The following is an 11,850-nucleotide window of genomic DNA, read 5'->3' on the forward strand; positions in this document are numbered from 1 at the left end:
ACATCTTTGCATCCGTCCCAAATTGATGCCGCTGATTGACACTGCCTGTCTTTAATCAGCGCCGGGGCCTGCCGCCCCACAGGTGAACCGGGTCCCACATGAGAAACGCTTCTCTGCGCCGCCATCCAACTGGATGTGCGGCGCTTTTTTTGTCTGTTGCCATCGCGCGTGCTTTGAAAGCCTCTGCAAGATTGAGGATCGTCGGGGGAGCCGAAAGTGAACTAAAGCTCGCTTACCCTGTCTGCCTGATCCGCGTTTGCCATCGCCTCTGCAATGGATTCAATACTTAGCAAGATGGAGGCGTGTCGGTTCTTGTAGGATACCGCCGGGCTTAGCACCTCGAAACCATCGAAAGGCGCATCGGGCACCGGACCAGTGCCTTTGAGCATCGCACGCAGTTGATCGCGCCCTTTCTCTACCTGTGCCTGTGTGGCCCCCAAGGCCGCCCGGGCAGTGACCGCTGCCGCTGCCTGACCCAGCGCGCAGGCTTTGACGTCCTGACCAAGTGCGGTCAATACACCGTCTTTGGTTTCTACATCGGCGGTAACCGTTGATCCGCACAGCGGCGATCGGCGTTTGACGGTTGCGTCCGGCGTGCTTAGTCGGCCCAGATGAGGAATGTCTGCTGCCAGCGCAAGAATGCGGGCTGAATAGAGCTTGATGAGGTCTGCGTCCGCCGACATGGCTGTTTCCTTTGTCCGTCGATGACTACATAAGCGACCCAGCCACAGATTCAAACATTTCGAGTGAGAGGTGTCATGACCTTTGATCCCAACAACCTGACATTTAACGACGCGGGACTGATCCCGGCGATTGCACAGGATGCCACCAGTGGCGACGTGTTGATGCTTGCGTGGATGAACGCAGAAAGTGTCACCCAGACGCTGGAAACGGGCCGGGTCACATATTGGAGCCGGTCCCGAAAGTCCTTTTGGATCAAGGGCGAGACCAGCGGAAATCTGCAGGAACTTGTGGAAATGCGTTTGGACTGCGACCGTGATTGCCTGTTGGTGTTGGTCAACCAGACCGGTCCTGCGTGCCATACCGGCGCGCGCAGTTGCTTTTTTACAGCGATTGAAGACGGCAATGAAGTGACACGCCAGACGTCAGATTAAACCAATCTTTGCCAGACGCCGTTCGCTTCGCTAGCCTTGGCTCACGTTTTACTGAGAAAAGGTTTTTAAATATGAAGACTGCAAAGTGTGCTGCTGTGGCCAGCGTGATTTTGGCAGGTGCCGCAACGGCGGTGTCTGCACAAGGGTTTGACCCCCGGGCGAATTGTGGCGATGTGCTGCAATCCGCGACCGAAGTCGAGCAAACGATGATCGCTGCCTGGACGTTTGGCTATATCGCCGCCAACACCGCTAACGTGAGGCCCGTGGACGGGTCCAATAACGCCGTCGTGTTGCAGAATATTTTCAAGGTTTGCCAGGCCAATCCGACCGCCAGCTTGCTGGATCTTGTCAGTGCAAGCACTTCAACTGCGAAAGCCCCCGCTCCGGCCGACGTCACGCCCGGCAGTGAGGCGGACGCGCGCAGGCTGCTGACGGAATTTCTTGACCCCAACGCTGATCACCGTGCGTTGACCCAGGCTATTCTCCCGACCGAAGCTGAGATTAGCAAAGTCTATTCCGAACCGTTGGCCAGTGCCATGTGGGCCAGTTATTCAGGTCAGCTTGGGCCGGACGTCGCCTTTGCCCCAAAAACGGGCCAGACCGACCTGATTGTGGTCTACACAACGACGCGCGAACTTTTTGACCGCAAGCCGGTGTTGGGCAAGTTTCCGGGCGGATACAAAAAGGTGCTGCAGTACTTTAAGCTCGACGTCCCGATTGTCCGCTTCAAGTTTGTCAAACCAGGTGAAACATCCGGATTTGCATTTGACGGATTGATCTATCTGGATGGCCGCTGGGTCATCATGCCCAAGCCATGGCGTGCGATACCATCTTAGGAAAGGCTGCTAAATACCTGTCATCGCACGAATATCCTTGGGGTATAGGTTCTGTGCGCGATAGTAAGATATCGCGCGCGCGTCATCGCGTTTGGCAAGCCGCTTGCCCGCATCATCACGAATTAGACGATGATGAACATAGATCGGTGTGGGCAAACTCAGCAGCTCTTGCAGCAAAACCTGGAGAGGGGTCGTGTCAAAAAGATCGGCACCCCGAATGACATGTGTGATGTTTTGGGCCGCATCGTCGATAACGGCTGCCAGAACATAGGAGACTGTTTCAATCTCCTTGCGCCCAAGCACGGCGTCGCCGATCTGGCGCGTGAAATAGGGGGCGTCGAAGGTTGGCATGTTTTTCGCGCAAATGCCCATTTCGTCAAATTCAATTGGCAGCTGGACAGTCTCAAGGGCCGCTGAGACATTCAGCCGCAGGGCGTCACCGGGCTTGCGGTCAGACATGGAGCGATGACGGCATGTGCCGGGATAAACGGGTGGCGGTGTGACGCCTTCTTGTGGGGCGGACAATGCGGCACGGATGTCGCTGCGGCTGCAGCTGCAGGGATAGATCAACCCTCGGGCGGCCAGAGACATCAGAACGTCGTTGTAGCGTTGCAGGTGCTCTGATTGCCGCAGGACAGGCTCTGCCCAGGTGATGCCAAGCCACGCCAGATCGGCATAGATCAGGTCTTCCCAAGCAGGGCGCGCGCGGACCGTATCAGTGTCTTCGATACGTAGCAGAAAAGTGCCGTCGTGTGCCTGAGCCATGTCGAAGGCGAGCAACGCGGAATAGGCATGCCCCAGATGCAGAGGGCCTGTCGGGGACGGTGCGAACCGGGTGCAGAACGTCAATTCTTTTCAATCACATAGACGTTGGAGCCAATGTCGATACCTGGGATGTGATCGCCGTGCTCTCGAAAGAGAAGTGTCGCCGCGCCACAATCGAGCCATTCGTTCAACCGGGCTTCATGGCGCGGATCGTCCAATGCGTGATCATTGAAGGACAAAACCAAGTGCCCGCCGCGCGCCAAGCCACGCATCAGGGCGTCAAACGTCTCAATTGGTGCCGCACCCGCGCCGATCACGCCAATCGCGGCAATGGCTGCATAGGCGCCAGGCTTGTGGCTTAATCTTGATTTGGCTTCAATCACTTGCAGGTCACGGTAAATGTTCTTATCGCGCGCCCGGGCCAGCATGTCTGCGGACAGGTCCAGCCCGTCAATTGTTGAAAATCCCTCACGTTTGAGGGCAACGCCGGATAAACCGGTGCCGCATCCGAAATCAAGAACAGGGGCCGATTTGTTGTCGGAAAACTCAGCCAGCGCTTTGGCGCAGCGGGCCGGTGTGGCGTATCCGTTCTTCCCGAGCTCTTCCTCGTAACTCTCGGCCCAATCGTCATAAAGCTTGCGCGTTGAGCGCGCGTCTCGCGCGGAATAGGCCTTGTCCAGAAAAGTCTCGGTCATGCGGACCAATCTAAAAAGGCTGATCCGGGGCGTCCAGCATTAACTTTCCAGCCAGCTCTTCCAGTCCATCTTGGCTCTGTCGGTATAGGCCTTGTATCTGTCCTTGCGACCACGCCGTCCGCTTTTGAGGCCCTCAACCGGGGGAAACAGACCGAAGTTCACGTTCATCGGCTGGAACGTCTTGGCATCGGCCCCGCCGGTGATGTGGGTCATTAGCGCGCCCATCGCGGTGGTGTCGGGCGGGGCCTGAAGGGTTTTGCCGGTGATCTCGGCCACGGCCATCCGGGCGGCGACAAGGCCCATCGCTGCGCTTTCGACATAGCCTTCGACGCCGGTGATCTGGCCGGCGAAACGGATATTGGGCCGGGCGCGCAGACGCATCTGTGAATCCAGCAAAGTTGGTGAGTTGATGAACGAATTCCGGTGTATCCCGCCCAGCCGAGCAAACGCGGCATCTTCAAGTCCTGGAATCGTTTTGAAAACAGTGTTTTGCGCGCCATACTTCATCTTGGTCTGAAAGCCGACAATATTGTAGAGGGTTCCCAGCTTGTTATCCCGTCGCAATTGGACAACCGCGTAGGGTTTCACATCTGGTGCATGGGCATTCGTCAACCCCACGGGTTTCATTGGACCAAAGCGCAGCGTTTCACGACCCCGTTCTGCCATGACCTCAATCGGCAGGCAGCCATCAAAGTATTTTGCGGTTTCGCCCTCGTGGAATTCGGTTTTGTCTGCGGCCAGCAGCGCGTCAATGAAGGCCTCGTATTGATCGCGGTCCATTGGGCAGTTGAGGTAGGCTGTGCGCTCTTCCTCCGTGTCGCCCTTGTCGTAGCGTGACTGCATCCATGCTTTCGACATGTCGATGCTATCTGCATACACAATGGGCGCAATCGCATCGAAGAAAGCGAGCGCTTCCGCGCCTGTTTCGGCCGCAATGGCATCAGCCAAAGCACCTGACGTCAGCGGCCCTGTGGCGATGATCCAATGCCCGTCGTGCGGCAACTCAGTGATTTCCCCGTACTGCACCGTGACGTTGGGGTGCGCCATCAACGCGTCTGTCACCGATTGCGCAAAGGGATCGCGATCCACGGCAAGCGCGCCGCCTGCTGGCAGGCGATGTTTATCCGCAGTGGCCATGATCAGCCCGTCGGCTGCACGCATCTCCCAATGCAAAAGCCCGACCGCGTTCTGTTCACTGTCATCGGACCGGAAGGAATTGGAGCAGACCATTTCGCCCAACAGCCCGGTCTGATGGGCAAATGTCCCGACAGCGGGCCGCATTTCATGGAGAACCACAGGGATCCCGGCCTGCGCGGCCTGCCATGCGGCCTCTGATCCGGCCATGCCGCCGCCAACGATATGAAGCGTTTCAGTCATGGTCGCGATGTAGGGCAGGGCGGGTTCAGGCGCAACCGGGCACGGACACATCAGCGCCAGTAAAAATGTCTGAGATCTGGGGATTTGGGGTCGCCGCCGCGGGAATGGCCGATCAGTGAGAGCTGATCTGGAGGGACCTTCCGCCTACGGCGACCCAAATTACATAATCGATACCGTCTATGCCTAGGTTGTGCCCCAATTCCGCCAGATTTTCTAGGCCAAAAACAGCAACAATACCGTTGGATTTTGGAAACAATCTCGCGAGAACCAATGGGATACTTTCTCAAAGGGCACATCAATGAGCAGGAAGCGGTGCTAGCGCCGCATCTGACCCACCTTAACGCCGCTTCCTTCCCAACGCTTCTAAAACGCTCGGCAGGCGCCTCAGCGGTTTTCTTTCACATTTCATGAGCCGTTTTCTCTAAAGCGATGACATCTCACTGCGTCCAAGTTGGGTCGCGCTTGTCAAGAAACGCGTTGATGCCCTCTTCGGTGTCGCGATGCAGCATGTTCTCTACCATCACTTGCCCGGTATATTCATAGGCCTGCGCGGTCGGTAGCTGTAGCTGTTCATAGAAAGCCCTTTTGCCGATTTTGACAGCAACGCCAAGCTTGCCTGCAATCTGATCTGCAAGCTCCGATGTTTGCGACCCCAGCGCTTCGGGCGCAACAACCCTGTTGATCAACCCCAGCTCCTGCGCGCGCTCTGCATCTATGAAAGACCCTGTGGTGAGCATTTCGAACGCCTGTTTGCGGGGAATGTTGCGGCTGAGGGCCACCATGGGGGTTGAGCAGAACAAACCAACGTTTACACCGTTAACGCCGAACCGTGTGCCTGTCGCTGCCACAGCCAGGTCACAGGTCGCGACCAACTGGCACCCGGCGGCAGTCGCGATGCCATGTACCTGGGCGATGACCGGCTGCGGCATGGACTGAATACGCGCCATCACGGCAGAACAGCGATCGAACAGATCCTTGAAAGCGGCCGCGCCGCTGTCAGGATTCTGTCGCATGGCGGTCATCTGGCGCAGATCATGGCCCGCGCAAAAGGCCTTGCCGGTCCCGGCGAGGGTTATGACCCGGATATCGCGTGATTTGGCGAGCTTATTCAGCGACTCCTGTAGGGCGGCCAGCATTTCATCGGACAATGCGTTCAGCCTTTCGGGCGCATTCATTACCAGTTCAGCGACCGCACCACGTTGCGTCACTTCAAGAATTGCCATCTTGCCACTCCCATTCATTTCGGACCAATTCTAGGGCAGCCAGGAAGGGGAGAACAAGTATGCCTGTTGTCATGGACAAAGATCGCCTGAATGCGTTCATGCGCGACGTGTTTCAGCAGGTCGCGGATGACTTCAACGTTGACGCGGTGGACGACGATAGTGCGATACTGCGGCTCAAGGTTGGCGACAGGCATCTGCGGCCGGGAGGTACAATTTCAGGTCCGTCCATGTTCGGGCTCGCTGATGTGGCGGCCTATCTGGTGACACTTAGTCAAATCGGCCCTCGGGCATTGGCTGTGACGACCAATTGCTCCATCGATTTCATGCGAAAACCGGTGGCGGGCGTCGATCTTCTGGCCCATGCGCGGTTGCTTAAGCTCGGCAAGCAACTATCGGTCACCGATGTGCTGATATATTCTGAGGGGATGGACAAGCCGGTAGCCCGCGCCAGTCTCACCTATGCGATCCCGCCCCAGCCAAAGGGCTAACATTGCCAAAAAAAGGGGCCGGACAAGCCGGCCCCAGGAAGAGGTCTGCAAATCACCACAGGGATGTTATGATTTCCAGAACGCCCGCGCCGCCTCTGCTTTGGCCTGCGCGGGTGTCAGTCCCACATCGTGCAGTTGCCATGGCTCCAGTCGGGCCAGCGCGCTGCGCGTTCTGTGGCGGGTGCTCCATTTGGTGGCGCAAACAGCGACCTTTACGGCGACCAGCGCCAGTACAGGCAGGCCGCGCTGATTGAGGATGCCGAGGGCTTCGGTTGATAGTGTGAGCGCCTGTGCCATGGAGTGTCCTTTCCTGAATTGTATTGACACAATCAAACCTTGAGTTCAGAAATAAAGGTACAAACGAGGCGCGACATACACCAGAGAAACATTGTAATGGATACAATATGGCTACCCCAGATCGCACAAGGTGACGGCCCGAAATACAAGGCCGTGGCTCAGAGCATTCGAAGTGCCATCAGTTCGGGTGTCCTTCCGGAGGGTGAAAAGCTGCCCCCGGTGCGGGATCTGGCATGGAAGCTGGGCATTACGCCGGGGACGGTGGCGCGTGCCTACACGATCCTGACGGATGAGGGGGTGCTGACTGCAGAGGTCGGGCGCGGGACGTTCGTCGCGCCACAGACGGAACTCGCGGATGTCCCTTACGTCCCCCTCGAAATCGATGCTGTGCCGCATGGAACGGGCGGGCAGGCCTACCGCGTGAACCTGTTTTCGCCCGTGCTGCAGAGCATCGGGCAGGCAGAGCTGATCAAGTCACTCCTGCGCGAAGTGGCCGAGGATCCGCCTTCCGGCGTCATGCATTATCCGGGGCGTGCCGGGGCAGAAGCCGCTCGCGCCGCGGCGCTGCACTGGATGGCTGGTTGCCCCCTTGGGCCGGTTGACCAAGACGATGTGGTACTGACCCTTGGTGGCCAGCATGCAATCCTGACTGTGATGCAGGCCGTGCTGCATGGCCGCCGTCCCACAATACTGGTCGAAGAACTGTCGTACCCCGGCTTTCGGCGCGCCGCTGAGCTGCTCAGGGCCGATGTTGTTGCGGTCGAGATGGACGCGGACGGCCTGATCCCGGAAGCGCTGGCCGCAGCTGCGAAAAACAGTGATGCGCAGCTGCTGTGCACATCGCCCGAAGTGCATAACCCCACCGTTGGTTTCACACCGATTGCCCGGCGTGAAGAAATAGCGCGGGTCGCTGAAACCTGCGGATTTCAGATACTTGAGGACGATTGCTACCGTATGGGCGCTGAACGCGGCCCAACCTATCGCCAACTGGCGCCTGAGAGGGGGTGGTATGTGTCGTCAATTGCGAAAACAGTCACACCGGCCTTGCGAGTGGGATTTGCCATTGCGCCACACGGCAAGACAGCCGCGCTGCGGCGGACTGTTGAGCATGGCATGTTCGGTCTGCCAACGCCGATGATCGATCTGGCTGCCAAGCTGCTCAGCGATGCCCGCCTTCCGGCGCTGACTGCGCACGCGAGAGAGATATATGGTGAGTATGCCCGAACCGTGGCAACTGTGCTTGATGGCTACGATATTCGGTGGCGTGATGACGTGCCTTTTGTCTGGCTGACCCTTCCGTTGGGGTGGCGCGCCGGGGCGTTTGGTCAGGCGGCTGAGGCCGCTGACGTGCCGGTGCGCTCAGCCGAGGAATTCGCCGGCCGCGAGGCGCGCGCGCCGCACGCAGTCCGATTGGCGCTTAACGCTGGTGTTCAGTTGCAAGATTTCGGCGCTGCGATCGCCCGTCTGCGCCATCTGCTAGATAACCCGCCCGAACAGATCGGGGTCTAGATCAGGCCTATGGCGCCCCAGGCGATGCCAAGGGCCACGGGGATAGCCGACAGCGCAGCAGCGTAGGCCGCCAGCCTGATGGGTGACGATGGGTGCTCTCGCCACTGCCGGTCGTGTTCTTGGCCTGGCCTGATCAGCATGAGCAAGACGTCCTGCTTTTACGTGCTGCTGTGATAGGCATTGTTGTGGGGTAAAATAATACCGTATTTTTAAGCGACTGTTATTACATTGTTATTTCTTATTCATGCGGCTTGACGCGGGCGGCGCTGTCTCTATAACCCGTCCATCACATCGTGGGACGCAACATTTGTCCGCAGCCTACATCACCAAACGGGAAATTCCGATGAAAACCTTCTCTGCAACACCGGCAGACATCGACAAGAAATGGATCCTGATCGACGCCGAGGGCGTGGTTCTTGGCCGTCTTGCTTCGATCGTCGCGACCCGCCTTCGCGGCAAGCACAAACCCTCCTTCACGCCACACATGGATTGTGGCGATAACGTCATCATCATCAATGCTGACAAGATCCAGATGACCGGCAAGAAACGGGACGAAAAGTTCTACTGGCACACCGGGCACCCCGGCGGCATCAAGGAACGCACCAAGGAAATGATTCTGGAAGGCGATCACCCCGAGCGGATCGTGACCCGTGCGGTCAAGCGCATGCTGCCGGGCAACCGCCTGAGCCGTCAGATCATGACGAACTTGCGTGTCTATGCCGGCACCGATCATCCACATGAGGCGCAAAGCCCCGAAGTTCTGGACGTCAAGGCCATGAACAAGAAAAACACCCGGAGCGCATAAAGATGTCTGACGAAATCAAAACACTCGAAGACCTCGCAGAAGTCGTGACCGAGGATATCGGTGGCGTGCAGGGGGCAACCCCGCAGGAAGATGCGATTGTGCGCGAACCTGTTAAGGACGAACTGGGTCGCGCCTATGCGACCGGCAAGCGGAAAGATGCGGTAGCCCGCGTCTGGATCAAGCCAGGCTCAGGCAAAGTCACTGTGAACGGCAAAGAGCAGAATACCTATTTTGCACGGCCCGTGCTGCAGATGATCCTGGCTCAGCCGTTTGGCATCACCAACACCGACGGCCAGTTTGACGTCGTGGCGACGGTAAAGGGCGGTGGCCTCTCCGGTCAGGCCGGAGCGGTCAAGCACGGCATCTCAAAGGCGCTGCAGTTGTTTGATCCGTCCTTGCGCCCTGCGTTAAAGGCGGCGGGCTTCCTGACCCGCGACAGCCGTGTGGTCGAGCGGAAGAAATACGGCAAGGCCAAAGCGCGTAAGAGCTTCCAGTTCTCCAAGCGTTAAGGTTCTTACCTGTTAGTTATGGAGAGGGCCGCTGCGGGTGCAGCGGCCCTTTTTTTGTTTCGTCGCGCTGGCGCGCGTCGACCGGGGCGGGGACAGAGCCCCCGCGGACAGTGTCGTCGGGGTTGTGGCCCCAGACGCGGGTTTGCTGGGGGCCAGCCCCCAGGCGGGGGGTTTGCTGGGGGCCAGCCCCCAGACCCCCGGGAATATTTTGGCCAGAAAAAGAGAGGGGAGGGTTGGCGGGGTGGGGTGTCCGGAAACACGGGCGTGCGGCCTTGGTGTGGCGGTGCTGTGGGCGTTGGTTTCGCGATTGGTGCCGGGTTTGAATTTGGGATGGTGTTGGGTTCAGTCGGCACAGTTGCGTTGTGCCGTGAGCCGGTAGAACACATTCCCGCTTTCGCGCAGGCGCTGTTCAAGGCAGGGGGTGCCCACGAAGGCCTGCGCTTCAGCGATGGTGCCCGCACTGATGCGCGCGTATGTGCCATCTGGCAGGCGGACTGTGGCGGAGGCGCTATAGCCGCTGTCGCTGGCGTTTTCCATGGTCGACACCACCGTTGCTGTCACAAATCCGGCATGCTGATGCGGGTTGGGCTGTACCAGATATACATAGAGCGGGATAAACGCGGCGAAGACCATGGCCGCCAGCACAGCCCACCACCGGTTCAGCCAGAACGTCTGGGCACGTGGGGACAGGTACCGCAGAAGCCTAGTCATCCGGGCGCACGAGCCCCAGACCGCGCAGGTAAATGCCAATACCGGTTTCAAGCAGATCATCTGGCGGGAAGGGTGATGCGCGACCCGGGGAATTGCGCGCAAAGAGCTCTACCACGCCATGGCTCATCGCCCAGATATGGGCGGAGAACATCGAAGCCGGCGGTCGTTTGTCGGCTGGTATGTGTTCGCTGAGGTCCGTCGCGGCCTTTTCAAGCACGGCATTCGCCCTGGTGGAAACCGCTGCGAGGTCTGACGTGCGGTTGACCGAGATGCCACTTTCGAACATGGCGATGTAATGGCCGGGATATTTGCGCGCAAAGGCGAGATAGGCGCGTCCCGTAGCCTCGAACGCCTTGAGGGCAGATGGCTGCCCGGACTGGTAGGCATATTCCATCAGGTCCGCAAAGATTTCGTAGCCCTGCATCGCGGCTTCGGCAATCAGGTCTTCGCGACCCTCGAAATGACGATAGACCGCGGCGGGGGTCACCCCTGCCTGCTTGGCGGCCTCTGACAGAGTGAACCCCGTTGGGCCGCGCAGCTCGATCAGCTCCAGTGCTGCGTCGATAAGGGCCTGGCGCAGATTGCCATGGTGATACCCGCGTTTAGGCATCCCAGATGTCCGGACCGCCACAGATGCTGCGGTCGATGGGGCCAATCGCCTTTTCATTTTTCTGTGGATAATCAAAATGGTGCAGGATGACCCTCATGGCGTTCAGGCGCGCGCGCCGTTTGTCGTCGGACCGGATGATGGTCCAGGGTGCGACGTCTGTATGGCTGCGATCAAGGGTTTCGCGAATGGCGGCGGAATAAGCGTCCCATTTTGAAAGACCTTTGACGTCAATGCCGGACAGCTTCCACTGCTTCAAGGGATCACTTTCGCGCGCCAGCATGCGGCGGAGCTGTTCGGCCCGTCCGACATTGAGCCAGAACTTGAATAGATGGATTCCGTCATCCACCAACATTTCTTCGAACGGTTTGACCTGATGAAAGAAATGTTCGCGCTGCGCGTCGGTACAAAAGCCAAATACCTTTTCGACAACGCCACGATTGTACCAGCTGCGGTCGAAGAACACCATCTCGCCATCAGTCGGCAGGTGTTTGATATATCTTTGAAAATACCATTCCCCTTGCTCTTTTTCCGTTGGCTTTGACAACGCCACGACCCTTGCGGCGCGCGGGTTCAGATTAGCTCTCAATCGGCTGATCGTGCCCCCTTTGCCGGCTGCATCGCGCCCTTCAAAGACCATGGCGATGCGGGTGCCACTGTCGCGCACCCAAGACAGCAGTTTGACCAGCTCGATCTGGAGCTTTTCATGTTGCTTGTCATAGACCTTGCGCGCCAATCGTTCGCTGTGCGGGTAGCTGTCATTCAGGATATCGCCTTTTTCGGCGCGACTGATCGCCTGACGCACAGCTTTGGGCGCGTCATCCTTGAAGTAAGCGCTGATCGCGCCGTCAAAGGGCAGGTCCATGGGGCCTCCTAAAGCATTGTCTTTACATCTATATGGGATGTTAATGCG

At 58.4% G+C, this 11,850-nt stretch carries 16 protein-coding genes; 6 read left to right on the forward strand and 10 right to left on the reverse strand.

Translation table 11 applies throughout. From position 1 onward, the window contains the following. Positions 1-221: 221 nt before the first annotated feature. The gene (locus H9Q16_RS04265; protein ID WP_191074111.1) at positions 222-683 is read right to left on the reverse strand and encodes an iron-sulfur cluster assembly scaffold protein; all 462 of its coding nucleotides are present in this window, start codon (positions 681-683) and stop codon (positions 222-224) included. 75 nt (positions 684-758) lie between these two features. Between H9Q16_RS04265 and hisI the strand changes: the two genes are divergently transcribed. Continuing rightward, the gene (hisI, locus tag H9Q16_RS04270) at positions 759-1,115 is read left to right on the forward strand and encodes a phosphoribosyl-AMP cyclohydrolase (protein ID WP_191074112.1); all 357 of its coding nucleotides are present in this window, start codon (positions 759-761) and stop codon (positions 1,113-1,115) included. Between the two features lie 71 nt (positions 1,116-1,186). Next, positions 1,187-1,951, forward strand: coding sequence for a hypothetical protein (locus tag H9Q16_RS04275; RefSeq protein ID WP_191074113.1), 765 nt, complete (start codon positions 1,187-1,189; stop codon positions 1,949-1,951). A gap of 9 nt (positions 1,952-1,960) precedes the next feature. Here the strand turns inward: H9Q16_RS04275 and gluQRS are convergent, their stop codons facing one another. The 4 genes from gluQRS to H9Q16_RS04295 all read right to left on the reverse strand — a co-directional run bounded on the left by gluQRS (position 1,961) and on the right by H9Q16_RS04295 (position 6,011). Beyond that, positions 1,961-2,800: a tRNA glutamyl-Q(34) synthetase GluQRS gene (gene gluQRS / locus H9Q16_RS04280; protein ID WP_191074114.1), complete on the reverse strand. Its 840-nt coding sequence runs from the start codon at positions 2,798-2,800 to the stop codon at positions 1,961-1,963. Next, positions 2,797-3,411, reverse strand: a complete 615-nt coding sequence (locus H9Q16_RS04285; RefSeq protein ID WP_191074115.1) for a class I SAM-dependent DNA methyltransferase — start codon at positions 3,409-3,411, stop codon at positions 2,797-2,799. The genes gluQRS and H9Q16_RS04285 overlap by 4 nt, the downstream gene beginning before the upstream one ends. A 39-nt stretch (positions 3,412-3,450) precedes the next feature. Continuing rightward, positions 3,451-4,788 (reverse strand): methylenetetrahydrofolate--tRNA-(uracil(54)-C(5))-methyltransferase (FADH(2)-oxidizing) TrmFO, encoded by a 1,338-nt coding sequence (gene trmFO / locus H9Q16_RS04290; RefSeq protein ID WP_191074116.1) that lies wholly within the window; start codon positions 4,786-4,788, stop codon positions 3,451-3,453. 437 nt (positions 4,789-5,225) lie between these two features. Then, complete coding sequence (locus tag H9Q16_RS04295; RefSeq protein WP_191074117.1) at positions 5,226-6,011, reverse strand: enoyl-CoA hydratase; 786 nt, start codon at positions 6,009-6,011, stop codon at positions 5,226-5,228. A 59-nt stretch (positions 6,012-6,070) separates the two neighbouring features. On the opposite strand from H9Q16_RS04295, the gene H9Q16_RS04300 reads away from it, so the two are divergent. Further along, the gene (locus H9Q16_RS04300) at positions 6,071-6,499 is read left to right on the forward strand and encodes a PaaI family thioesterase (protein ID WP_191074118.1); all 429 of its coding nucleotides are present in this window, start codon (positions 6,071-6,073) and stop codon (positions 6,497-6,499) included. Positions 6,500-6,565: 66 nt separating this feature from the next. Here H9Q16_RS04300 and H9Q16_RS04305 read toward each other — a convergent pair whose 3' ends face one another. Next, on the reverse strand, positions 6,566-6,796 hold the full coding sequence (locus tag H9Q16_RS04305) for a YjiS-like domain-containing protein (RefSeq protein ID WP_191074119.1): 231 nt from the start codon (positions 6,794-6,796) through the stop codon (positions 6,566-6,568). Positions 6,797-6,892: 96 nt separating this feature from the next. Between H9Q16_RS04305 and H9Q16_RS04310 the strand changes: the two genes are divergently transcribed. Next, complete coding sequence (locus tag H9Q16_RS04310; protein WP_191074120.1) at positions 6,893-8,305, forward strand: aminotransferase-like domain-containing protein; 1,413 nt, start codon at positions 6,893-6,895, stop codon at positions 8,303-8,305. Here the strand turns inward: H9Q16_RS04310 and H9Q16_RS04315 are convergent. Continuing rightward, a complete protein-coding gene (locus tag H9Q16_RS04315) occupies positions 8,302-8,445 on the reverse strand; it encodes a hypothetical protein (RefSeq protein ID WP_191074121.1) in 144 nt (47 codons plus the stop codon). The two genes, H9Q16_RS04310 and H9Q16_RS04315, sit on opposite strands and share 4 nt — an antisense overlap. A 203-nt stretch (positions 8,446-8,648) precedes the next feature. On the opposite strand from H9Q16_RS04315, the gene rplM reads away from it, so the two are divergent. Further along, positions 8,649-9,110 (forward strand): 50S ribosomal protein L13, encoded by a 462-nt coding sequence (gene rplM / locus H9Q16_RS04320; protein ID WP_191074122.1) that lies wholly within the window; start codon positions 8,649-8,651, stop codon positions 9,108-9,110. A 2-nt stretch (positions 9,111-9,112) separates the two neighbouring features. Then, positions 9,113-9,619 carry a 30S ribosomal protein S9 gene (gene rpsI, locus H9Q16_RS04325; protein WP_191074123.1) on the forward strand — a complete coding sequence of 169 codons (507 nt, stop codon included), beginning with the start codon at positions 9,113-9,115 and terminating at the stop codon, positions 9,617-9,619. Between the two features lie 342 nt (positions 9,620-9,961). On the opposite strand, the gene H9Q16_RS04330 is transcribed toward rpsI, so the two are convergent. Genes H9Q16_RS04330 through ppk2 form a run of 3 tightly spaced genes read right to left on the reverse strand, consistent with a single transcriptional unit; the run spans position 9,962 to position 11,802 of the window. Continuing rightward, positions 9,962-10,330 (reverse strand): hypothetical protein, encoded by a 369-nt coding sequence (locus H9Q16_RS04330; RefSeq protein WP_191074124.1) that lies wholly within the window; start codon positions 10,328-10,330, stop codon positions 9,962-9,964. Then, positions 10,323-10,940: a TetR/AcrR family transcriptional regulator gene (locus H9Q16_RS04335; RefSeq protein ID WP_191074125.1), complete on the reverse strand. Its 618-nt coding sequence runs from the start codon at positions 10,938-10,940 to the stop codon at positions 10,323-10,325. The genes H9Q16_RS04330 and H9Q16_RS04335 overlap by 8 nt, the downstream gene beginning before the upstream one ends. Beyond that, positions 10,933-11,802 (reverse strand): polyphosphate kinase 2, encoded by an 870-nt coding sequence (gene ppk2, locus H9Q16_RS04340; protein WP_191074126.1) that lies wholly within the window; start codon positions 11,800-11,802, stop codon positions 10,933-10,935. The genes H9Q16_RS04335 and ppk2 overlap by 8 nt, the downstream gene beginning before the upstream one ends. Positions 11,803-11,850 lie beyond the last annotated feature (48 nt).

Source organism: Sulfitobacter aestuariivivens (assembly GCF_014763045.1).
In the GTDB taxonomy this organism is placed as follows: Bacteria; Pseudomonadota; Alphaproteobacteria; order Rhodobacterales; family Rhodobacteraceae; genus Sulfitobacter; species Sulfitobacter aestuariivivens.

What these genes read in the sequence shown, in the direction of transcription:
- H9Q16_RS04265 (WP_191074111.1), bottom strand. Translation starts at nt 683, where the DNA reads ATGTCGGCGGACGCAGACCTCATCAAGCTCTATTCAGCCCGCATTCTT.
- hisI (WP_191074112.1), top strand. Translation starts at nt 759, where the DNA reads ATGACCTTTGATCCCAACAACCTGACATTTAACGACGCGGGACTGATC.
- H9Q16_RS04275 (WP_191074113.1), top strand. Translation starts at nt 1,187, where the DNA reads ATGAAGACTGCAAAGTGTGCTGCTGTGGCCAGCGTGATTTTGGCAGGT.
- H9Q16_RS04285 (WP_191074115.1), bottom strand. Translation starts at nt 3,411, where the DNA reads ATGACCGAGACTTTTCTGGACAAGGCCTATTCCGCGCGAGACGCGCGC.
- trmFO (WP_191074116.1), bottom strand. Translation starts at nt 4,788, where the DNA reads ATGACTGAAACGCTTCATATCGTTGGCGGCGGCATGGCCGGATCAGAG.
- H9Q16_RS04295 (WP_191074117.1), bottom strand. Translation starts at nt 6,011, where the DNA reads ATGGCAATTCTTGAAGTGACGCAACGTGGTGCGGTCGCTGAACTGGTA.
- H9Q16_RS04300 (WP_191074118.1), top strand. Translation starts at nt 6,071, where the DNA reads ATGCCTGTTGTCATGGACAAAGATCGCCTGAATGCGTTCATGCGCGAC.
- H9Q16_RS04305 (WP_191074119.1), bottom strand. Translation starts at nt 6,796, where the DNA reads ATGGCACAGGCGCTCACACTATCAACCGAAGCCCTCGGCATCCTCAAT.
- H9Q16_RS04310 (WP_191074120.1), top strand. Translation starts at nt 6,893, where the DNA reads ATGGATACAATATGGCTACCCCAGATCGCACAAGGTGACGGCCCGAAA.
- H9Q16_RS04315 (WP_191074121.1), bottom strand. Translation starts at nt 8,445, where the DNA reads ATGCTGATCAGGCCAGGCCAAGAACACGACCGGCAGTGGCGAGAGCAC.
- rplM (WP_191074122.1), top strand. Translation starts at nt 8,649, where the DNA reads ATGAAAACCTTCTCTGCAACACCGGCAGACATCGACAAGAAATGGATC.
- rpsI (WP_191074123.1), top strand. Translation starts at nt 9,113, where the DNA reads ATGTCTGACGAAATCAAAACACTCGAAGACCTCGCAGAAGTCGTGACC.
- H9Q16_RS04330 (WP_191074124.1), bottom strand. Translation starts at nt 10,330, where the DNA reads ATGACTAGGCTTCTGCGGTACCTGTCCCCACGTGCCCAGACGTTCTGG.
- H9Q16_RS04335 (WP_191074125.1), bottom strand. Translation starts at nt 10,940, where the DNA reads ATGCCTAAACGCGGGTATCACCATGGCAATCTGCGCCAGGCCCTTATC.
- ppk2 (WP_191074126.1), bottom strand. Translation starts at nt 11,802, where the DNA reads ATGGACCTGCCCTTTGACGGCGCGATCAGCGCTTACTTCAAGGATGAC.